The following is a 20,669-nucleotide window of genomic DNA, read 5'->3' as shown; positions in this document are numbered from 1 at the left end:
ACTGTCGGTTGCTGTGTGAAGCAAGTCTAACGGTGGAAAGCGGGTCTTTAATGTGGCGAGCGGGCTAGTTGTGGTGAGCGGGCTAGTTGTGGTGAGCGGGCTAGTTGTGGTGAGCGGGCTTGCCCCGCGTTGGGGTGCGAAGCGCCCCCAATCAAGGCAAACGCGGTGTACTTGACACTGCGCGGAGCCTGATTTTGGGGCTGCTGCGCAGCCCGACGCGGGGCAAGCCCGCTCGCCACAACAAGCCCGTTTGACACAACAAGCCCGTTTGCCACACCAGGTCCGTTTGCTGCGAGGATTTTTACAGGCCTTGCTGCAACGCGGGGTCGTCGGGGTTCTGTTGCTCAAGCTGCGCGAGCAATACCTGCACGTTCTGCAACTGCCCGCTCTCCTTCCAGTAGTTGACCAGCAGCACCCGCGCCTTGCGGTTGGCCGGGTGGCGCTGGATGATTTCTTCCAACTGGCGCTGGGCCGCTTCCAGTTCGTCCTGGGCGTGCAAGGTGGTGGCGAGGTCGTAACGGTAATCCTGATTGTCCGGCTCCAGTTCGATCGCTCTGGACAGACCGAGCAGTGCATAAGGCCGCTCGCCGTGGTGCAGCAGCCACATGCCGAGCGCATGCTGCAAATAGGCCGATTCCGGGTGCGCCGCCAGTTGCCGCCCCAGCAATTGGCGGGACTCGTCGGTCTTGCCCTGTTTGTCCAGCAGTTCAATCTGCGCGACCACGGCCTGCAGGTTGTCCGGCTGCAGGCGTATTGCCTGCTCCAGCGCATTCTGCGCGTCCGGCAGCAGGGCACTGTGAATGTACAGGCGCGCCAGCTGAATCCAGCCTTCGGCTGTTTCGGGCTCGGCCTTGAGCTTTTTCACGAACTCATCGAGCACTTGCTGCAACGGGCCGAAGTACAGGCCCAACGTATCCGGCGAGAGGCCGAGCAAGGCATTGGCGGCTGCAAAACGAACCTCCTGCTCCGGGTCGTCCAGCGCCGGCCCGAGCAGCAGGGTGCGCTGGCCGGTGGGCACCAGGCCGACAATGCCGTGAATGGCCGCTTCGCGTACCACGGGCGAGTCGTCAAGCAGGTCTTTATCGGCCAGTTTCAATGCCTGGGGGCTGGGGTAGTTGGGCAGTTCGGCATGCAGGGCAGCGCGGCGTTCCGGCGACAGGTCCGGGCGGCCCAATTGCTGGTACAGCACCCGCGCCGCGCCCGGTTCGCCGTTGTGTGCCTGCCGCAGCGCCTTGGCATATCCATGGGCAATCGCAGGCGGCACCGCCGCCGGGGTGGATCGGGAGAAATACCAGGTGATCACTACAATAAACAGCAGGGCGCACAGGCCGACGATGGAGTAACGGCGTGACTTTGACATGCGGGCGTCCAGAAAACGTGAGCGACTGTTACAAGGCCGTCAGCTTCGACCAGACCACGGCAGGTGTCAAACCTGTGTCCGCTGCCGCGCGCAATGGCCAAACCAGTCAACTATCTTGAAGGCTTTGACCATTGCCGCTGCAACGCTCTGACGCCACTATTTCTGCTGTTTACGCCCTGAAAATAAAAACACAGAGGGATTTGAAGCGATGCGTGACTACCTGTCTGCGATCACCGAGTTCGATTACCCGCGTACCGTTGACGCGGCGCTGGCTGGCAACCTGCAGGCCCTCAACGCCTGCGTGGAATGCTGTGACCGCCACGCGCTGCCGGGGCGCATCGCGCTGTTCTGGGAGGGCAGGGACGGGCGCAGCGCCACGGTGACGTTCAGCGACCTGCAGGATCAGGCGGCACGTTTCGCCAATTTCCTCCTGACCCAGGGCGTGCGGCGCGGCGACAAGGTCGCGGGCCTGCTGCCACGCACCGCCGAACTGCTGGTGGTGGTGCTCGCCACCTGGCGTATCGGCGCGGTCTACCAACCGTTATTTACCGCTTTTGGCCCCAAGGCCATCGAGCATCGCTTGAACAGCTGCGGCGCGGCGCTGGTGGTCACTGACGCGGTCAACCGGCCCAAACTCGCCGAAGTCGACGCATGCCCGACCATCGTCACAGTCACCGGCCCCAAAGGCGAAGGCCTGGTGCGGGGCGACTTCAGTTTCTGGGCCGAGCTGCCCAACCACTCCAATGACTGCGAGCCGGTGATGCTGGGCGCGGACGAGCCGTTCCTGTTGATGTTTACCTCGGGCACCACCGGCCCGGCCAAAGCGCTGTCGGTGCCGCTCAAGGCCATCGTCGCGTTCCAGAGCTACACCCGTGACGCCGTGGACCTGCGCCCCGAAGACGCCTTCTGGAACGTTGCCGACCCGGGCTGGGCCTACGGCATCTATTTCGGGGTGACCGGGCCGCTGTCCATGGGCCACCCAATCACCTTCTACGATGGACCGTTCACCCTCGAAAGCACCTGCCGGGTGATCAACAAGTACGGCATCACCAACCTCACCGGCTCGCCCACGGCTTACCGTTTGCTGATTGCCGGCGGCAAGCAGTTCGCCGAATCGATCAAGGGCCGGCTGCGCATCGTCAGCAGCGCCGGCGAGCCGCTGAACCCGGAAGTGATCCGCTGGTTCGCCGACAACCTCGGCGTGACCATCCACGACCATTACGGCCAGACCGAACTGGGCATGGTGCTGTGCAACCACCACGGGCTGACGCATCCGGTGCACGTGGGCTCGACCGGCTTCGCTTCGCCGGGCCACCGCATCGTGGTGCTGGACGATGACTGCCGGGAATTACCTGCCGGCCAGCCGGGCATCCTGGCCATCGACCGCGAACAATCGCCGATGTGCTGGTTCGCCGGTTACGACGGCGTAAACACCAAAGCGTTCGTCGGCAAGTACTACCTGAGCGGCGACACCGTGGAGCTGAACCCGGACGGCAGCATCAGTTTTGTCGGGCGCAGTGACGATGTGATCACCACGTCCGGCTACCGCGTCGGCCCGTTCGATGTGGAAAGCGCCCTGGTGGAACACCCGGCAGTGGTCGAAGCGGCCGTGGTCGGCAAGCCGTGCCCGGAGCGCACCGAGCTCGTGAAGGCGTTTGTGGTGATCAACGAGCAGTACCGCGCCACCCCGGAACTGGCCGAAGAGCTGCGCCTGCATGTGCGCAAGCGCCTGGCGGCCCATGCGTACCCACGGGAAATCGAATTTGTCAGCGACCTGCCCAAGACCCCGAGCGGCAAGTTGCAACGCTTCATCCTGCGTAATCAAGAGATCGCCAAGGCCCAGGCGGCCGTGGCGTGATCCACTTTTCAAGGAAACCATGATGCAGATTGAAAACAAGGTGTTTCTGGTCAGCGGCGGTGCCTCGGGCCTCGGCGCGGCCACAGCCGAGATGCTGGTGGCAGCGGGTGCGAAAGTGATGCTGGTGGACATGAATGCCCAAGCCGTCGCCGCCAAGGCCGAACAGCTGGGCGAGCGTGCACGCAGCGCCGTGGCCGATATCAGTCAGGAAGCTGCTGCCCAGGCGGCCGTGCAGGCGGCGGTCGATGCGTTTGGCGGCCTGCATGGGCTGGTCAACTGCGCCGGTGTGGTGCGCGGCGAGAAAATTCTTGGCAAGGAAGGGCCCCACGGCCTGGCGAGCTTTGCCCAGGTGGTCAACGTCAACCTGATTGGCAGCTTCAACCTGCTGCGTCTGGCGGCGGCGGCGATGGCCGACACCGAGGCCAATGCCGACGGCGAGCGCGGGGTGATCATCAATACCGCCTCGGTCGCCGCCTTCGACGGGCAGATCGGCCAGGCCGCGTATGCCGCGTCCAAAGGCGCCATCGCCAGCCTCACATTGCCGGCCGCCCGTGAGTTGGCGCGTTTCGGGATCCGCGTGATGACCATCGCCCCCGGCATCTTCGAAACGCCGATGATGGCCGGCATGACCCCCGAGGTACGTGACGCCCTGGCCGCCGGCGTGCCGTTTCCGCCGCGCCTGGGCAAACCTGCCGAGTACGCTGCGCTGGTGCGGCACATCATTGAAAACAGCATGCTCAACGGCGAGGTGATCCGTCTGGACGGCGCCTTGCGCATGGCAGCCCGCTAAGGAGGTCTCATGAACGATCCGATTGTTATTGTCAGCGCCGCGCGCACGCCCATGGGCGGGTTCCAGGGCGACCTCAAGGGCCTGACCGCGCCGCAACTGGGCGCCGCCGCGATTCGTGGTGCGCTGGAGCGGGCCGGGATTGCCGCAGACAGCGTCGACGAAGTGCTGTTCGGCTGCGTGCTGCCGGCGGGGCTTGGCCAGGCGCCGGCACGTCAGGCCGCGCTGGGCGCCGGTCTGGACAAGGGCACACGCTGCACCACCCTGAACAAGATGTGCGGTTCGGGCATGCAGGCAGCGATCCTGGCCCACGATGCCTTGCTCGCCGGCAGCGCCGAGGTGGTGATTGCCGGCGGCATGGAAAGCATGTCCAACGCGCCGTACCTGCTAGACCGCGCCCGTAGCGGCTACCGCATGGGACACGGCAAGGTGCTTGACCATATGTTCCTCGACGGCCTGGAAGACGCGTACGACAAGGGCCGGCTGATGGGCACATTCGCCGAAGACTGCGCCCTCCATAACGGCTTTACCCGCGAAGCCCAGGACGCCTTTGCCATTGCCTCCCTGACCCGCGCACAGGAAGCGATCAGCCACGGCAGTTTTGCCGCCGAGATCGTCCCGGTGCAGGTCACCGTGGGCAAGGAGCAGCAAACCATCCTGCATGACGAGCAGCCGCCCAAGGCCCGACTGGACAAGATAGCCAGCCTGAAACCGGCGTTCCGCGAAGGCGGCACGGTGACGGCCGCCAACTCCAGCTCGATTTCCGACGGCGCGGCAGCGTTGCTGTTGATGCGTCAATCCGAAGCTGACAAGCGTGGGCTCAAGCCTCTGGCAGTCATCCATGGTCACGTTGCGTTCGCCGATGAGCCGGGGCTGTTTCCGGTGGCGCCTGTAGGGGCGATTCGTAAACTGATGAGCAAGACCGGCTGGAACCTCGACGAAGTCGACCTGTTCGAGATCAATGAAGCGTTCGCTGTGGTCAGCCTGGTCACCATGAGCAAGCTGCAGATTCCCCACAGCAAAGTGAATATCCACGGCGGTGCCTGCGCCCTTGGCCACCCGATTGGCGCCTCCGGCGCGCGGATCCTGGTGACGTTGCTTTCGGCGCTGCGCCAGCAAGGCCTCAAGCGCGGTGTGGCCGCCATCTGCATCGGCGGCGGTGAAGCCACGGCCATGGCCGTCGAATGCCTGTATTAAGGAATGAGCACCATGCTGCCCAATGACGAACAGCTGCAAATCAGTGACGCCGCCCGGCAATTTGCCCAGGAGCGGCTCAAGCCGTTTGCCGCCGAGTGGGACCGCGACCACCGTTTCCCCAAAGAGGCCATCGGCGAAATGGCCGAGCTGGGCTTTTTCGGCATGCTGGTGCCGGAACAGTGGGGCGGCTGCGACACCGGCTATCTCGCTTATGCCATGGCCCTGGAAGAAATCGCCGCCGGCGATGGCGCCTGCTCGACCATCATGAGCGTGCACAACTCGGTGGGCTGCGTGCCGATCCTCAAATTCGGCAGCGAGCAACAGAAAGCGCAGTTCCTCGCGCCCCTGGCCAGTGGCGCCATGCTCGGCGCCTTCGCCCTCACCGAGCCCCAGGCCGGCTCCGACGCCAGCAGCCTGAAAACCCGCGCGCGCCGCGACGGCGATCACTATGTGCTCAATGGCTGCAAGCAATTCATCACCTCGGGGAAAAACGCCGGGGTGGTGATTGTGTTCGCAGTCACCGACCCGACCGCGGGCAAGCGCGGCATCAGTGCGTTTATCGTGCCGACGGATTCGCCGGGGTACAGCGTGGCGCGGGTCGAGGACAAACTCGGTCAGCATGCCTCCGACACTTGCCAGATCCTGTTTGAAGACCTGAGGGTGCCGGTGGCCAATCGGTTGGGCGAGGAGGGCGAGGGTTATCGGATTGCCCTGGCCAACCTGGAAGGCGGCCGTGTGGGCATTGCGTCGCAAGCGGTGGGCATGGCGCGCGCGGCGTTCGAGGCAGCGCGCGACTATGCGCGTGAGCGCGAGAGCTTCGGCAAGGCGTTGGTCGAGCACCAGGCCGTGGCGTTTCGCCTGGCCGACATGGCCACACAGGTAGCGGTGGCGCGGCAGATGGTGCATTACGCGGCTGCGCTGCGCGACAGCGGCAAGCCGGCGTTGGTGGAGGCCTCCATGGCCAAGCTGTTCGCCTCGGAAATGGCCGAGAAAGTCTGCTCGGCCGCCTTGCAAACCCTGGGCGGTTACGGTTACCTGAGCGACTTTCCCCTGGAGCGGATCTACCGCGATGTGCGGGTCTGCCAGATTTACGAAGGCACCAGCGATATTCAACGCATGGTCATCTCACGCAATCTCTAAGGAGCCAATCCATGAGCTACGAAACCATTTTGCTGGACGTGCAGGGCCGTGTCGGGCTGATTACCCTCAATCGCCCGCAGGCGCTGAACGCGCTGAATGCGCAGTTGGTCAGCGAGCTGAACCAGGCGTTGGACGGCCTGGAAGCCAATCCGGAAATCGGTTGTATCGTACTGACCGGTTCGAAAAAAGCCTTCGCCGCCGGCGCCGACATCAAGGAAATGGCCGAACTGACCTACCCGCAGATCTACCTCGACGACCTGTTCAGCGATAGCGACCGCGTGGCCAACCGTCGCAAGCCGATCATCGCGGCGGTCAACGGCTTCGCCCTGGGCGGCGGCTGTGAACTGGCGCTGATGTGCGACTTTATCCTGGCCGGTGACGGCGCCAAATTCGGCCAGCCGGAAATCAACCTCGGCGTGCTGCCGGGCATGGGCGGCACCCAGCGCCTGACCCGCGCCGTGGGCAAGGCCAAGGCCATGGAGATGTGCCTGACCGGGCGCTTCATCGATGCGGTGGAAGCGGAGCGTTGCGGCATCGTCGCGCGCATCGTGCCGGCCGATGAACTGCTCGACGAAGCGCTTAAAGTCGCGACCCTGATAGCCGGCAAGTCGGTACCGATCAGCATGATGGTCAAGGAGAGCGTGAACCGCGCCTTTGAGGTCAGCCTGTCGGAAGGTGTGCGCTTCGAGCGTCGAGTGTTCCATGCGGCCTTCGCCACCCAGGATCAAAAGGAAGGCATGGCCGCCTTCGTGACCAAGCGCGCGCCTGAGTTCAAGGACAAGTAGCCGATCTGCCCGGCGCTGAGGATAGCTGCGCCGAATGGAGCTTCTGTGGCGAGCGGGCTTGCCCCGCGTTGGGTGCGAAGCGCCCCAATCCAAGGAAAATGCGGTGTGCCTGATATTGCGCGGAGCCTGGTTTTGGGGCTGCTGCGCAGCCCAACGCGGGGCAAGCCCGCTCGCCACAGAGGAATGTGGCTGCCTATAGGTATTGGGTGTTTGATAAGAGGGAGCAAGCTCCCTCCCACAGCTTGGTATGGCAGTCAGAGCGGGTAGTTTTTCAACTCTCTGGCAATCACCATCCGTTGAATCTCACTCGTGCCCTCGTAAATCTGCGTGATCCGCGCATCCCGGTAGTAGCGCTCCACCGGGTAGTCCTCCAGGTACCCGTACCCGCCATGAATCTGCAGCGCAGACGAACACACCTTCTCGGCCATTTCCGAGGCAAACAGCTTGGCCTGCGAGGCTTCCGACAGGCACGGTTTGCCGGCACTGCGCAGGCGCGCGGCGTGCAGGATCAGTAATCGGGCCGCATTGAGGCGTGTCTGCATGTCGGCCAGCAGGTTGGCCACGCTCTGGTGCTCGATAATCGGTTTGTCGAACTGCGTGCGGTCACGGGCATACACCAGCGCCGCTTCGAACGCTGCACGCGCAATGCCGAGGGCCTGGGCGGCAATGCCGATGCGGCCGCCTTCCAGGTTCGACAGCGCAATGGCCAGGCCCTTGCCGCGCTCGCCCAGCAAGTTGGCCTCGGGCACGGTGCAGGCAGTGAAGGTGACGGCGCAGGTGTCGGAGGCGCGGATGCCCATTTTGTGTTCGGTACGGTCGACCACGTACCCCGGGGTGTCGGTGGGTACCAGGAACGCCGAGATGCCTTTCTTGCCGAGGTCGGGGTCGGTCACTGCAAACACGATCGCCAACTGCGCGCGCTTGCCGTTGCTGACAAATTGCTTGGCGCCGTTGATCACCCACTGACCGTCGCGCAGTTCGGCGCGGGTGCGCAGGTTGTGCGCTTCGGAACCGGCCTGGGGCTCGGTCAGGCAAAAGCAGCCAATCGCCTGGCCGCTGGCAAGTTTCGCCAGCCAGGTTTGCTTCTGCTCCAGTGAGCCGTAGTTGAGGATTGGCCCGCAACCTACTGAATTATGGATACTCATCAGCGCGCCGGTAGCGCCGTCGCCTGCGGAAATCTCCTCCACCGCCAAGGCATAAGCCACGTAATCGACATAGGCGCCGCCCCATTCCTCGGGGACCACCATGCCCAGCAGGCCCAGTTCGCCCATCTTCGCGACCAGGGCGTCGTCGATCCAGCCGGCTTTCTCCCACGCCTGGGCATGCGGGGCAATCTCATGGCGCGCAAAGTCCCGCGCCATGTCACGAAACATTACCTGATCTTCTGTGTATTCAATATCTTGCATGACTTATCTCCCAACCTGCTTGAAGTCGCGAAAGAAGCGTTCAACGTGAGCGGCTTTCAGCTCGTGGAGGGACGGTGGGTTCCAGCGGGGCGCCTTGTCCTTGTCGATGATCAACGCGCGCACGCCTTCAATGAGGTCGCCGTGCTCGAACCACTGACGATCCAGATGCAGCTCCAGGGCGAAACACTGTTCCAACGGCAGGCGGCGGCCGCGACGCAGCATTTCCAGGGTCACGGCCATGGCAAGCGGCGAGCGGGTCTGCATCAGGCTGGCGGTGGTGATCGCCCATTCATGGCTGTCGGCGACCGTGACCTGCTGGAGCTGTTCGACCATGCTCGGCACATCCGGCAAGGCAAAGAAATGGTCGATAGCCCGGCGCAACCCGACCAGCGGTGCATCGGGCAGTTGCTGCACGGCCAGTCTGGCCAGCACGCCCTGCAGATCCTTGAGCGGGGCGCCGTGCCAGCGCAGGTCGTCCAGCTTCTGATCTAGGTCGGTCAGCCGCTCGCTCTCCAGGTACCAGTCGGCCAGGCCGCAATAGAGTGCATCGGCCGCACGAATCTGCACGCCGGTAACGCCCAGGTAAATCCCGATCTCACCCGGAATGCGCGGCAGGAAGTAACTGCCGCCCACGTCCGGGAAGTAACCAATGGCTACCTCCGGCATGGCCAGCCGGCTACGCTCGGTGACCACCCGCAGGTCAGCGCCTTGCACCAGACCCATGCCGCCGCCCAGCACGAAGCCGTCCATCAGGGCCAGTACGGGTTTGCGGTAATGGTGGATGGCCAGGTCCAGCGCGTACTCCTCGACGAAAAAGTCCTCGTGCAGGGTATCGCCGGCCTTGAAGCTGTCGTACAGGGAGCGGATATCGCCGCCGGCGCAGAAGGCTTTTTCGCCAGCGCCGCGCAGCACCACCGCGTACACCTGCGGGTCATCGGCCCACGCCTGCAAATGCCGGCTGAGGCTACGCACCATGTCCAGCGTGAGAGCGTTCAAGCCGGCCGGGCGATTGAGGGTCAGGTGGCCGATATGGTTGCGGACTTCGGCCAGAACATCCGTGGTGTGCGTGTCGACGTGGCTTGCCTCGGCGGAAACCTGAGCAGTCATCTCTAACTCCCTGCTTTTATTGTCTTTATCAAGATGTTCGCGAACGAACCTGCTCACGATCCTACCAGTGCAAATTTGCCCAGTACAACCTTCAAACATGCAGGTGCTTCTTGCATTTATGCAGCCATGCTCACGCTACGCGTCGGGCCAGGACTTCGCCGACGCTGCGGCGGCGCGCGTGGCCCTCGGCCGCATGGACGAGTTGCTCCAGCGCGTTCGGCTCAATGTCGTAGAACTGTTCCATTTCAGCCAGGGCCCGCTTCAGGTCAGCAGCGGTGATCGCCGGGTCAGTCATCGGCGGTTGGCTGCCCATGACGGCTTCGGGCGATACATCGGCAGCCTTTGGATAGCGGATGCGGGTGGCATTATTGTAGGCCAGTGCACACGTCAACAATGCGCCGGCGCCGAGCATCACGGCAAACAGTTCGTGCCAGCCAAGGGTGGCGGACGCAGGATCGGCCAGCACCAGGGTCATCGCCAGCCCACCGGCCGGCGGATGCAGGCAGCGCAGCCAGCAAATCAGGATCACCGTCATGCCTGCCGCCAGACACGCGCTGCCCAGGGTGCGCCCCAGTACCCGGGCCACCAGCAGCGCAACGACCGTCGCACACAGGTAACTGCCGATGATTGACCACGGCTGCGCCAGTGCGCCGGATGACACCGCAAACAGCAACACCGCCGACGCGCCCAACGGTCCCAGCAGGTGCAACGCTACGTCCATGCCAAACACCTGGGCGCACAGCCACACGCTGAGCAGGGTGCCCAGGGCCATGCCGATGGCGGCACGGCTCCATTCTGCGGGGCGGGTATTGATGGCAGCGGGTAACCAGCGAGCGAACATTGTACGAATCCATGAACAGCGGGCAAAAAAAGGGCTTGCCTGGTTTCCCGGAAAAGCCCTCGCAAGTTCCAACAATTGGGGGAAGGAACCTGCGCAGTGTGCCGCCGTTGGATGGGCGGGTCTAATGCATATTAATGCAGGTTTAATGCAATAAAACTGGATTCAATGCAATCAGCCAAAGGGAATTTGCCGGGTGTTTTGTGCTGACACTGCGCTGATGCGCCCCAGCACGCGGGTCCTGCGTTCCTCGTTGAACAGCTGACGCTGCAGGTTTTCCTGCACCGCCGGGTCCTCGGCCAACGGCCCGTTCAGCGCCACCACAGCATCGCGAAGTTCCATCAATCCATCCAGCCTCGGCACGGGAACAAGTAAAAGATCATCCGACACGGCATTACCCTCTTTTATGCAGTAGGCGGCCGTGATGAGGCTGGCCGACAGCGTCCTTGTTGTTATGCAGTGTGCGTCGGGTGGTAGATAGTTAACGCACTGACAAGCGAGTTTACCGGCGGGGTGGGGGCGCCGAAAGGCAGAGTTAATCGGCCTTTACGCATAGATATGTAGGGTGTTTCCGGGTGCTTGTGACGAAAAACGCCCGCTCCTGAAAGAGCGGGCGTCACGTCCTACAAAGCGGTCAGCACTGCGCTCAAGGCGGCGAAGCCTTCTCCAGACGCAGCAGCACGTAGGCATCCTTGTCAAAGGTTCCGGTGAGGGTCGGTGTGAGGTCATGCAGGCGCGGGTCATCCAGGCGTGTGAAGTCCTGGGCACTCATCACCAGCCATGCCGGCCCTTGCAGAGGTGCCAGGTCTTTGGACGTCTGGGTGAACAGGGGCACCTTGTCGCAGCCATAGCCGACCATGAACTTGATGGCTTTCGCATCCTTGCCCAGGCCGTGCAGCACCAGCGGGGCAGGCTCTTGCTGGATCCGCGCCTTGACCGCAAGGCTGAAGGTGCGGGTGTCGTAGACCGCGCGCTCAAGAGGCTCGACCACCACGATGTAAGTCGACCAGATCGCAAGCACGGCTGCGAACGCCGGCCCCAGCGGGCGCCATCGCGGCTTCAGCAACGAAAGCAATGCCAGCAGCTGCAGCACCGCGAGCACGGTAAAAATCAGCCCGAGGCTGTCCAGCTGCTGCGGGTAACGCCGCCGCGCAGCCATCAGCCCGATCGCCAGAAGTGCCGGCGACAGCGTCCAGATGCCCAGCATCAAAACGCGCAACCCGGCGAACAAGCGTCCCTGGCTGACCTGGAACGGGTAGGCTGCAATGATCGCCGCCATTGGCAGCATCGGCAGAATGTAGCGCGCCTTTTTCGCCTGTGGCACCGACAACCCCAGCATCACCAGCACACCGGCCGCCGCGCAGTACAACACCAGTTGCAACGCCGGGGCCGGGGCGCGACGCCCGTCGACGAGCACCGCCAGCAGCACCAGCAAGGCCAGCGGGTAGGCGAGGGCATAGTTGCCCAGCGAGCTGGTGAAGTAATACAGCACGCCGCTCGAGCCTTCGCTGCCGTCCATGCGCCCCAGAAATTGCATGCGGATCACGTCCTGCATGAACACTTCACCGCCACTGAGCTTGGCCAGCAGCAGCAACAGGCCCATACACGCCGCCAGCAACGCCAGGGCCAGCAGGCCGAAGCTGAACAACTGGCGCCATTGGCGATTGAGCAGGTAGTAGCTGCACAGCACGCCGACGGGAATCACCAGCCCGATGGGCCCGCGAATGGCAAAGCCGATGATCAGTAACAGGAACAGCCAGTGCACGCGCCTGACCGCGCCGAAATGATCATGGGCATAACCCAGGTAAAACACTGCCAATGCCACAGCGGCGAGCATCTGGTCGAGGGATACCGCGCGGGTCTCGGTAATGAAGGTGCTGCTGAGCAACAGCATCGCCACGCTCAGCAGGCCCCAGCGCGTGGAGTAGGGTGCCGTCAGGCGGTACACCAGGGTGACGATCAGCGACGACGCAATGGAGGTGGGCAGCCAGGCCGTGAAGCTGGTGACCTGGCCAAATGGCAACGACAACACCCAGGTCAGCAGGGTGGAGGTCGCCAGGTAGTCGGCGTAGGGCTGCCCGTACGTGGTGGGGAAAAAGCTCGGCCCATGGCGCAGCATCTCCTGGGCAAACACCACGAAACGCGAGTCAAAGCCGATGATTGCCTGATGCCAGTTACCGACGACAAACAGCAACAGCGCCAGCAACCCCAGACCCAGGGATTGGCGGCGCAGCGTTGCGGTGAGCGGGGAGGGTTGCGCTTTGTTCACGTATCAGGCTTCCACAACCTGGGGCAACCATTGCTGCTGCGGTATCGGCAGCGTGCAGGAGTCACCACGGCCCATCGGGAAATACTGGAAGCCTTTGCGCGCCAGGCGCTCGCCGTCATACAGGTTGCGGCCATCGAAGATCACCGGGGTTTTCAGGCGCTGGTGGATCAGGTCGAAGTCCGGCGCCTTGAACTGCTGCCATTCGGTGCAGACGATCAGCGCGTCGGCGCCCACCAGCGTGGACTCAGGGGTGCCCATCAGCATCAGGCGCTCTTCATCGGCGTAGAGGCGCTGGGTTTCCTGCATGGCTTCGGGGTCGAAGGCGCGCACGTTGGCGCCGGCAGCCCACAGGGCTTCCATCAGCACGCGGCTGGGGGCGTCGCGCATGTCGTCGGTGTTGGGCTTGAAGGCCAGGCCCCAGAGGGCGAAGGTCTTGCCGCGCAGATTGCCCTTGAAGAACGCGTTGATGCGCTCGAACAGCTTGCTCTTCTGGCGCTGGTTGATCGCTTCCACGGCCTCCAGCAGGTCGCTGGAGCAGTTGGCCTGCCTGGCGCTGTGGATCAGGGCGCGCATGTCTTTGGGGAAGCACGAGCCGCCGTAGCCGCAGCCCGGGTAGATGAAGTGGTAGCCAATGCGCGAGTCGGCACCGATGCCCAGGCGCACGGCTTCGATGTCGGCGCCCAGGTGTTCGGCCAGTTCGGCGATCTGGTTGATGAAGCTGATCTTGGTGGCGAGCATGCAGTTGGCGGCGTACTTGGTCAGCTCGGCGCTGCGCAGGTCCATGAAGATGATGCGGTCATGGTTGCGATTGAAGGGCGCGTACAGGTCGCGCATCACGTCGCGCACTTCTTCGCGCTCGCAGCCGATGATGATGCGGTCAGGGCGGCGGCAGTCGGCAACGGCCGAGCCTTCCTTGAGAAATTCCGGGTTGGAGACGATATCGAACTCCAGGTGACGGCCAACCACGCGCAGGGCTTTTTCAATATGCGCGCGCAGGGTGTCGCCGGTGCCGACGGGCACGGTGGATTTTTCCACCAGGATCACCGGGGCCACACGATGGCGAGCCACAGCGTCACCTACCGACAGCACGTACTTGAGGTCGGCCGAGCCGTCTTCGTCCGACGGCGTGCCCACGGCGATAAACAGCACTTCGCCGTGTTCGACTGCCAACTTCTCATCAAAGGTGAAGTGCAGGCGACCGCTCTCCAGGTTCTCCTTGACCATGGCCGCAAGACCCGGCTCGAAAATGCTCACATGGCCCTGCTGCAACAGCTTGACCTTGTTTTGATCCACGTCCATGCAGATGACATCGTGACCGACTTCGGCTAATACAGTGGCCTGCACCAGACCGACGTAACCACTACCAAATACACTGATTTTCATGAGGCATTCCTGGGACTTGCTGCGCTAGCACGGCGGGAGTTGATAACCAACACACCGAGGATGACAAACGCCACCCCCAGGGTTTTTGAAAGCGAAAAATATTCGTTGAACACCGGCAGGCTGGCAGCCAGCAGGTACACCAGCGCGTAGCTGATGCTCAGTAATGAATAGGCTCGGCCCAGCGGCAGGTGCTTGAGCGCACCCAGCCAGCAGAGCATCGACAGCGCGTAGGCGAGGATCGCGAGGATCACCACGCCCAGCGCACTCGGATCAATCGGTGCACTCAGCCATTCATGGGGCAGGGGCAGACGCGTCATGCTCCAGCGCATGCCCAACTGTGCGGCGCTGACCAGGCCGACGCTGCCCATGGCCAGGGCGAAACCCCGTACGCGGCTCATACCTGGCGCCCCAGCAACACAACGCCGGCAATCACCAGCGCCACGCCCAGCCAGTGACGGCCGTCGACAGGCTCATGGAACACGAACCGCGCCATCAACGTGACCAGCACGAAGTTCAGGCTGAGCATCGGGTAGGCAATCCCGACTTCCAGGCGCTGTAACACCAGCAGCCACACCAGCAGGCCAAAACCCAGGCAAAGCAGCGCCGACCACAGCCACGGCGAGCGCAGTTTCAGCGCCCAGCCCGCGGGCAGGTGGCGCCAGCTTTCCACGGCAAACTTCTGCGAGACCTGGCCCATGCAGGTGAGCAGGCACGCGGCGAGTAACAGCAACAGGGTGATCACGGCGCCACCTGGCCGAAGATGAGGATCACGATGTTGCCTTGCTCGTACCTTTTGCCGTCCTGGGGCAACAGATTGACTTCGGCAACCTCGTCATCGCCCTTGACCCGCATCACCACGCCGACCGGACCCTGCTTGCGCGCATCACTCATCCATTGCTGAATCTGATGGGTGTCCACCATGTGATGGCCGGCATCCGGGTAGGCGAGGCCGTATTTCACTTCTCCGATGGAGTTGTAAAGCGTCACGTCAGGGCGTTGCAGGCGCCAGGCCAGCGCCGACGCGGCGCCCAGGTCATTGCTCAGCAGGGCGGTAGCGGGTTGCAGCTCTTGCAGGTGATCAAGGATGAACTGATCCGGGGTCTTGTTGTAAACCACCGAGTGGGGCAGCGCAGCCGGGGCAAGGGCTACCAGCAAGCCGCTGCCGATCAGCGGTGCTGCCCACAGCGTCAACGGGCGCATGGCCTGCAGCAGGTTGGCGATGATCCAGCCGAACAGGCAGACACACACCAGCACCAGGCTGAAGGTTTCCTGGCCGGGTTCGTACACCGGTTTTTTCAGTTGCACCCAGGCCAGCGCCAGCAGCGCCACGACACCGAGAATCAGGTTCAGCCAACCGTTGATGCGCAAGGCACGGGTGCGGCCTTGGGCCAGTTTGTCGGCCAGCACATGGCCCATCAGCAAGGCCAGGGGCAGCAGGCACGGCATGATGTAGGACGGCAGCTTGCCTTTGGCCAGGCTGAAGAAGGCCAGGGGCATAAGCAGCCACAGCAACAGATAGGTGATTTTCGGCGAGCGCTTGTCCAGCCAGGCCTGCTTGAAGGTGGCCGGCAGCAGGCCCAGCCACGGCAGCGAAAAGGCGGCCAGCAGCGGCAGGTAATACCAGAACGGCTCGGCATGCTGGGCATCTTCGCCGGCAAAGCGTTGGATATGCTCGTGCCAGAAGAAGAAGTGCCAGTAGTCCGGCTCCTGCAGGTGCACGGCGAGCGCCCATGGCAGGCTGACGACAATCGCGACCGCCACGGCCACCAGGCCATAGCGCAGCAATTCGCCCAGGCGCTTTTGCATGACCATATAAGGCACGGCAATCAATACTGGCAGCAGCCACGCCAAAAAGCCCTTGGTCATGAAGCCCATGCCGCAGGCGAACCCGAGCAGGGCCCATGCCCACAGGCGGCCACGCCGGGTGCTGCTGTCGAGGCAAAACCACAGCGCAACGCCGGTGAGGTTGACCCAGAAGGTGAACTGCGGATCGAGGTTGGCATAACCGCCCAGCGCCGCCACGCTCACAAAACTCATGTACAGCAAGGTGCTGATCAGGCTTTTCTGACGGTCATCCCACAAGCGGCGCGACACGGCGTACACCAGCAGGATGCTCAGGCCGGTGCTCAGGGCCGAGGCAAACCGTACGCCGAACAGGTTCTGCCCGAAGATCGCCTGGCCGAACGCGATCATCCAGTAACCGGCGGCAGGTTTTTCGAAATAGCGGATGCCCATAAAGTGCGGCGCGGCCCATTTGCCGGTCAGCAGCATTTCCTGGCTGATCTGCGCATAACGCGACTCATCCGGAATCCACAGGCCATGGGTGGCCAATGGCAGCAGGTAAAACGCGCCGAAGGCCAGCAACAGCAGGGGCAGCGCCCAACGCCGAATCATGCCTGCTGCACTCCAAGCCAGCCTTCGCGACCGCTTAAGGCGCCGCGCACCAGTTGCTGCCGGGGGAGGGTGTCGATGTCGGCGGGCAACAGCTCACCCAGTGGCGCGAACTCGATGCCGCGCTGCCCTGCCTGGGCGAGCAACTGGCGAAAATCATTGGCCATCAGAATCCCTTCTACTTCTGCGTGGATCGTGTAGACGTTGAGCTTGGCCGCTTCAAAGCGGTCAAGAATGAAGCCGTTGAAGTCTTTGGCAGCCACCACCGGCCCGACGACTTCGTCGAAGGTCGGCAGGTCTACCGGAATTTGTGGCGTACCCGCACTGCCATCGGCCAGTGTCGGCCGAAACAGGCTGGTACCCCGGCAATCGCTGTTGTAGCGAAAGTTGAACCCTTGCTTGGCTTGCACCACGCGCTCATCGGCACGCCAACCGGCGGCCGCTGAGCAATCGACGCGCTCACCGAGGATGTCGCTGAGGGTGTCGACGCCACGGCGGATCTGTTCGATCAGTTGTGCTTCGTTCCAGCGTCCGGTGTTGGCCTGCCAGCCATGGTGGTCCCATGCGTGCAGCCCAACCTCATGCCCGGCAGCCTTGGCCTGGCGCATCAAATGCCCCAGATCGCGGCCGATCGGTTTGCCCGGCCAGGCGGTGCCGGCCAGCAAAATATCCCAGCCATACAGGCCGGCAGCGTTGGAACGCAGCATTTTCCACAGGAACTGCGGACGGATCAGGCGCCACAGGTGGCGCCCCATGTTGTCCGGCCCGACGCTGAAGAAGAACGTCGCTTTAACCCCGGCTTCGTCCAGGGATTCGAGCAGCCGCGGCACACCTTCACGGGTGCCACGGTAGGTGTCGACGTCGATGCGCAAGCCTGCCTTCATTACTTTTTGTCCGCGATTTCGAGCATGGCTTCGCGCAGGAAGAAGTCCAGCGTGTTGCCGATGGTTTCGCTCATCTCCACGGTCGGCGCCCAGTTCAGCAGGCGCTTGGCGTTGTCGATGCTTGGCTTGCGGTGCGCCACGTCCTGGTAACCGGTACCGTAGAACGCCTTGCTCTCGACGTCGCGGAAACCGGCGAACGGCGGGAAGTTGCCGCGCAGTGGGTGGGCTTCGAACTGACGCAGCAGCTCTTCGCCCAACTGACGGATACTGGCTTCGTTTTCCGGGTTGCCGATGTTGATGATCTGGCCGTTGCAGTTATCGTTGTCGTTATCAATGATGCGCGCCAGGGCTTCGATGCCGTCGGCGATATCAGTGAAGCAGCGCTTCTGCTCGCCACCGTCGAACAGGCGGATCGGCGTGCCTTCCACCAGGTTCAGGATCAACTGGGTGATCGCCCGGGAGCTGCCGATACGCGCCGAGTCCAGACGGTCCAGGCGCGGGCCCATCCAGTTGAACGGACGGAACAGGGTGAACTTCAGGCCTTTGTCGCCGTAGGCCCAGATCACGCGGTCGAGCAGTTGCTTGGACACCGAGTAGATCCAGCGCTGCTTGTTGACCGGGCCGACCACCAGGTTGGAGGTATCTTCGTCAAAGTACTGGTCCTGGCACATGCCATAGACTTCGGAGGTCGACGGGAAGATCACGCGCTTGTTGTATTTGACGCAGTAGCGCACCAGCTTGAGGTTTTCCTCAAAGTCGAGCTCGAACACGCGCAGCGGGTTGCGGGTGTATTCGATGGGCGTGGCGATTGCCACCAGCGGCAGGACCACGTCGCATTTCTTGATGTGGTATTCGATCCACTCGGTGTGGATGCTGATATCGCCTTCCACGTAATGGAAATTGGGGTGGCTGCGCAGGCGCTCGATGGCGTCGGAGCCGATGTCCAGACCATAGACTTCGTAGCGGTCATCACGCAGCAGGCGCTCGGACAGATGGTTACCGATAAAGCCGTTGACCCCCAGGATCAGCACACGGGTACGGCGTGGCTTGCGGCCGGATTCGGCGCCGCGCAGCACGGAGCCGTCCACCAGGCCCAGTTCATCGGCCAGGGAAGGGCCGGCCAGGTACAGGCCGGTGGCGTTGCGCTGGCCGAACTTGATCACCAGCGAGTCTTCACCGCAGGCGATGCGCAGCGGGTTGACACTGATCACGCGGCCCGGCGCCAGGCCTTCATTGCCTTTGACCACCTCGGCCTGCCACACGATCAGTTTGTGCTCGCCCACGGCGCAGAAGGCGCCCGGGTAGGGTTGAGTCACCGCGCGAACCAGGTTGAACAGCTGTTCAGCCGGCTTTTTCCAGTCCAGCTTGCCATCGGCGGCGGTACGGCGACCAAAGCAGGTGGCCTGGCTTTCGTCCTGGGCGGTTTCGGTCAGCTTGCCCTGGGCCAGTTGCGGCAGGGCGTCGCGCAGCAGGCTGGTGGCCGCGTCACGCAGTTTGGCGTGCAGGGTCAGGCCGGTATCGCTGCGGTCGATCGTGACTTTCTGCTGGGCGAGGATCGCGCCGGCATCGGCCCGCTTGACCATGCGGTGCAGGGTCACGCCGGTTTCGGTTTCGCCATTGACCAGCACCCAGTTGGCCGGGGCGCGGCCACGGTATTTGGGCAGCAGCGAGCCGTGCAGGTTGAACGCGCCATTTTTGGCGGTGGCCAGCAGGGCTTCGCCGAGCAGGTTGCGGTAGTAGAAAGAGAAGATGTAATCCGGATTCAGCTTGGCGATGCGCTCGACCCACAGCGGGTGGTTGGCATCTTCCGGAGCGTGTACCGGGATGCCGTTGCGTGCGCACAGTTGCGCGACGGAGCCGTAGAAATTGTTTTCCTTGGGATCATCGGCATGGGTGAACACGGCAGCAATGTCGTAACCCGTAGCGAGCAGGGCTTCGATGCCTGCACAGCCAATATCGTGGTACGCGAATACAACAGCTTTTGAACTCATGACTGAACCTGATCGGAAGAAGTGGAGGTATGGGAAGACACCAGGCCGTCGACGACGACCACGGGTGCAGGTGCTGCCGGTTGGTTGCGCAGCACTTTTTCGATAAAGAAACGGGGGCGGGCGCGCACATCGCTGTACATGCGTCCCAGGTATTCACCCAGCAGGCCCATGCCAATGAACTGGCCGCCGGTGAACACGAACAGCACCGCGAACAGCACGAACATGCCGTCACCGGCCCACTGCGCGCCGAAGGCCAGGCGCAGAATGACCAGCGCGAAGGCGAACAGCACGCCCAGCGCCGCCAGGCTGAAACCGACAATGGAAAGCAGGCGCAGTGGCGTGGTGGTCATGCAGGTGAGCAGGTCGAACATCAGGCTGATCAGGCGCATGGCGCTGTATTTGGATTCGCCGTGTTCACGCTCGGCGTGGTGCACCAGAATTTCCGTGGTGTGGCGGGCAAAGCCGTTGGCCAGGATTGGAATGAAGGTGCTGCGCTCGCGGCAGGCGAGCATGGCGTCGACGATGGTGCGGCGGTAGGCGCGCAGCATGCAGCCGTAGTCAGTCATGGCCACGCCGGTGGAACGCTGCACGGCGAGGTTGATCAGGCGCGAAGGCCAGCGGCGAAAGGCTGAGTCCTGGCGATTGTTGCGCACGGTGGCGACCACGTCGTAGCCAAGGGCGGCTTGCTCGACCAGGCGCGGGATCTCTTCCGGCGGGTTCTGCAGGTCGGCGTCCAGGGTAATCACCACCTCGCCCCGGCATTGCTCGAAACCGGCCATGATCGCGGCATGCTGGCCGTAGTTGCGGTTGAGGATCACCGCCACGATGTTGCTGCCGTCTTCGTTCGCCGCGTCTTCGAGCATCTGGGCCGAGTTGTCGCGGCTACCGTCATCCACCAGGATGATTTCGTATTCGTAGGCCAGTTGCTTGCAGGCGACGGTGGTGCGACGCAGCAGTTCAGGCAGGCTCTCTTGTTCGTTGTAGACCGGAATAACGATCGACACGCAATGAATAGGGTAGGGTTTCAAAGATTCATGACCTCGGGGTTAGCGCAACTTGAAGCGTGAAAACAGCAGCAATCAGGGGGGCGAACATGCAGACCGCGGGTAACTGAGCGGTATCAAAGCTGGAACATTATCAACAGGTTAGCCTGTATAGCGCGGTTTGCTGTGAAGTACTGTGTTTAAGATTAAGCGCAAAAATGTTGAACAGATATGAAAGCCTGATGAAAAACTCGTTTATTTGACAGGTAGACAGCTAGGGTTCAGCTAAG

18 protein-coding genes are annotated in these 20,669 nt (G+C 62.9%); 5 read left to right on the top strand and 13 right to left on the bottom strand.

All coding sequences use genetic code 11. From position 1 onward, the window contains the following. Positions 1-301: 301 nt before the first annotated feature. A complete protein-coding gene (locus VRB54_RS11770; RefSeq protein WP_338481015.1) occupies positions 302-1,360 on the bottom strand; it encodes a tetratricopeptide repeat protein in 1,059 nt (352 codons plus the stop codon). Positions 1,361-1,568: 208 nt separating this feature from the next. Here VRB54_RS11770 and VRB54_RS11765 point away from each other — a divergent pair, with 208 nt between their 5' ends. The 5 genes from VRB54_RS11765 to VRB54_RS11745 are packed head-to-tail and all read left to right on the top strand — an operon-like array spanning position 1,569 to position 7,127. Then, positions 1,569-3,218, top strand: a complete 1,650-nt coding sequence (locus tag VRB54_RS11765; protein WP_338481014.1) for an AMP-binding protein — start codon at positions 1,569-1,571, stop codon at positions 3,216-3,218. Positions 3,219-3,240: 22 nt separating this feature from the next. Further along, positions 3,241-4,008 (top strand): SDR family NAD(P)-dependent oxidoreductase, encoded by a 768-nt coding sequence (locus tag VRB54_RS11760; protein ID WP_338481013.1) that lies wholly within the window; start codon positions 3,241-3,243, stop codon positions 4,006-4,008. A gap of 9 nt (positions 4,009-4,017) precedes the next feature. Continuing rightward, the gene (locus VRB54_RS11755) at positions 4,018-5,202 is read left to right on the top strand and encodes an acetyl-CoA C-acyltransferase (RefSeq protein WP_338481012.1); all 1,185 of its coding nucleotides are present in this window, start codon (positions 4,018-4,020) and stop codon (positions 5,200-5,202) included. Positions 5,203-5,214: 12 nt separating this feature from the next. Further along, a complete protein-coding gene (locus VRB54_RS11750) occupies positions 5,215-6,342 on the top strand; it encodes an acyl-CoA dehydrogenase (RefSeq protein WP_338481011.1) in 1,128 nt (375 codons plus the stop codon). An 11-nt stretch (positions 6,343-6,353) separates the two neighbouring features. Next, positions 6,354-7,127, top strand: coding sequence for an enoyl-CoA hydratase (locus VRB54_RS11745; protein ID WP_338481010.1), 774 nt, complete (start codon positions 6,354-6,356; stop codon positions 7,125-7,127). Positions 7,128-7,381: 254 nt separating this feature from the next. Here VRB54_RS11745 and VRB54_RS11740 read toward each other — a convergent pair whose 3' ends face one another. From VRB54_RS11740 to arnC, 12 genes are all read right to left on the bottom strand, one after another. After that, positions 7,382-8,533, bottom strand: a complete 1,152-nt coding sequence (locus VRB54_RS11740; RefSeq protein WP_209981988.1) for an acyl-CoA dehydrogenase family protein — start codon at positions 8,531-8,533, stop codon at positions 7,382-7,384. 3 nt (positions 8,534-8,536) lie between these two features. Then, a complete protein-coding gene (locus tag VRB54_RS11735; RefSeq protein WP_338481008.1) occupies positions 8,537-9,640 on the bottom strand; it encodes an enoyl-CoA hydratase/isomerase family protein in 1,104 nt (367 codons plus the stop codon). Positions 9,641-9,770: 130 nt separating this feature from the next. After that, positions 9,771-10,481, bottom strand: a complete 711-nt coding sequence (locus VRB54_RS11730) for an HPP family protein (RefSeq protein ID WP_338481007.1) — start codon at positions 10,479-10,481, stop codon at positions 9,771-9,773. A 171-nt stretch (positions 10,482-10,652) separates the two neighbouring features. Then, positions 10,653-10,820 carry a hypothetical protein gene (locus VRB54_RS11725; protein WP_338481006.1) on the bottom strand — a complete coding sequence of 56 codons (168 nt, stop codon included), beginning with the start codon at positions 10,818-10,820 and terminating at the stop codon, positions 10,653-10,655. A gap of 304 nt (positions 10,821-11,124) precedes the next feature. Beyond that, complete coding sequence (locus VRB54_RS11720) at positions 11,125-12,747, bottom strand: ArnT family glycosyltransferase (protein ID WP_338481005.1); 1,623 nt, start codon at positions 12,745-12,747, stop codon at positions 11,125-11,127. 3 nt (positions 12,748-12,750) lie between these two features. After that, positions 12,751-14,130 (bottom strand): UDP-glucose/GDP-mannose dehydrogenase family protein, encoded by a 1,380-nt coding sequence (locus VRB54_RS11715; RefSeq protein ID WP_338481004.1) that lies wholly within the window; start codon positions 14,128-14,130, stop codon positions 12,751-12,753. Further along, positions 14,127-14,528 (bottom strand): 4-amino-4-deoxy-L-arabinose-phosphoundecaprenol flippase subunit ArnF, encoded by a 402-nt coding sequence (arnF, locus tag VRB54_RS11710; RefSeq protein ID WP_231421283.1) that lies wholly within the window; start codon positions 14,526-14,528, stop codon positions 14,127-14,129. The genes VRB54_RS11715 and arnF overlap by 4 nt, the downstream gene beginning before the upstream one ends. Continuing rightward, complete coding sequence (arnE, locus tag VRB54_RS11705; RefSeq protein ID WP_209981973.1) at positions 14,525-14,872, bottom strand: 4-amino-4-deoxy-L-arabinose-phosphoundecaprenol flippase subunit ArnE; 348 nt, start codon at positions 14,870-14,872, stop codon at positions 14,525-14,527. Before arnE ends, arnF begins: the two co-directional genes overlap by 4 nt. Next, positions 14,869-16,524, bottom strand: coding sequence for a lipid IV(A) 4-amino-4-deoxy-L-arabinosyltransferase (arnT, locus tag VRB54_RS11700; RefSeq protein WP_338481003.1), 1,656 nt, complete (start codon positions 16,522-16,524; stop codon positions 14,869-14,871). The genes arnE and arnT overlap by 4 nt, the downstream gene beginning before the upstream one ends. After that, complete coding sequence (gene arnD / locus VRB54_RS11695) at positions 16,521-17,405, bottom strand: 4-deoxy-4-formamido-L-arabinose-phosphoundecaprenol deformylase (RefSeq protein ID WP_338481002.1); 885 nt, start codon at positions 17,403-17,405, stop codon at positions 16,521-16,523. Before arnD ends, arnT begins: the two co-directional genes overlap by 4 nt. Next, positions 17,405-19,396: a bifunctional UDP-4-amino-4-deoxy-L-arabinose formyltransferase/UDP-glucuronic acid oxidase ArnA gene (gene arnA / locus VRB54_RS11690; protein WP_338481001.1), complete on the bottom strand. Its 1,992-nt coding sequence runs from the start codon at positions 19,394-19,396 to the stop codon at positions 17,405-17,407. Before arnA ends, arnD begins: the two co-directional genes overlap by 1 nt. Next, positions 19,393-20,424: an undecaprenyl-phosphate 4-deoxy-4-formamido-L-arabinose transferase gene (arnC, locus tag VRB54_RS11685; RefSeq protein WP_338481000.1), complete on the bottom strand. Its 1,032-nt coding sequence runs from the start codon at positions 20,422-20,424 to the stop codon at positions 19,393-19,395. The genes arnA and arnC overlap by 4 nt, the downstream gene beginning before the upstream one ends. Positions 20,425-20,669: the final 245 nt, after the last annotated feature.

It is taken from the genome of Pseudomonas trivialis, assembly GCF_036864995.1.
In the GTDB taxonomy this organism is placed as follows: Bacteria; Pseudomonadota; Gammaproteobacteria; order Pseudomonadales; family Pseudomonadaceae; genus Aquipseudomonas; species Aquipseudomonas trivialis.
This window is presented reverse-complemented; position numbering and strand designations above follow the sequence as displayed.

Bases quoted from the DNA above. Each gene is read 5' to 3' on its own strand.
- VRB54_RS11730 (WP_338481007.1), bottom strand. From the start codon at position 10,481: ATGTTCGCTCGCTGGTTACCCGCTGCCATCAATACCCGCCCCGCAGAA.
- arnF (WP_231421283.1), bottom strand. From the start codon at position 14,528: ATGAGCCGCGTACGGGGTTTCGCCCTGGCCATGGGCAGCGTCGGCCTG.
- VRB54_RS11750 (WP_338481011.1), top strand. From the start codon at position 5,215: ATGCTGCCCAATGACGAACAGCTGCAAATCAGTGACGCCGCCCGGCAA.
- arnD (WP_338481002.1), bottom strand. From the start codon at position 17,405: ATGAAGGCAGGCTTGCGCATCGACGTCGACACCTACCGTGGCACCCGT.
- VRB54_RS11740 (WP_209981988.1), bottom strand. From the start codon at position 8,533: ATGCAAGATATTGAATACACAGAAGATCAGGTAATGTTTCGTGACATG.
- VRB54_RS11760 (WP_338481013.1), top strand. From the start codon at position 3,241: ATGCAGATTGAAAACAAGGTGTTTCTGGTCAGCGGCGGTGCCTCGGGC.
- VRB54_RS11715 (WP_338481004.1), bottom strand. From the start codon at position 14,130: ATGAAAATCAGTGTATTTGGTAGTGGTTACGTCGGTCTGGTGCAGGCC.
- VRB54_RS11725 (WP_338481006.1), bottom strand. From the start codon at position 10,820: ATGGAACTTCGCGATGCTGTGGTGGCGCTGAACGGGCCGTTGGCCGAG.
- VRB54_RS11770 (WP_338481015.1), bottom strand. From the start codon at position 1,360: ATGTCAAAGTCACGCCGTTACTCCATCGTCGGCCTGTGCGCCCTGCTG.
- VRB54_RS11745 (WP_338481010.1), top strand. From the start codon at position 6,354: ATGAGCTACGAAACCATTTTGCTGGACGTGCAGGGCCGTGTCGGGCTG.
- arnA (WP_338481001.1), bottom strand. From the start codon at position 19,396: ATGAGTTCAAAAGCTGTTGTATTCGCGTACCACGATATTGGCTGTGCA.
- VRB54_RS11765 (WP_338481014.1), top strand. From the start codon at position 1,569: ATGCGTGACTACCTGTCTGCGATCACCGAGTTCGATTACCCGCGTACC.
- arnT (WP_338481003.1), bottom strand. From the start codon at position 16,524: ATGATTCGGCGTTGGGCGCTGCCCCTGCTGTTGCTGGCCTTCGGCGCG.
- VRB54_RS11735 (WP_338481008.1), bottom strand. From the start codon at position 9,640: ATGACTGCTCAGGTTTCCGCCGAGGCAAGCCACGTCGACACGCACACC.
- VRB54_RS11755 (WP_338481012.1), top strand. From the start codon at position 4,018: ATGAACGATCCGATTGTTATTGTCAGCGCCGCGCGCACGCCCATGGGC.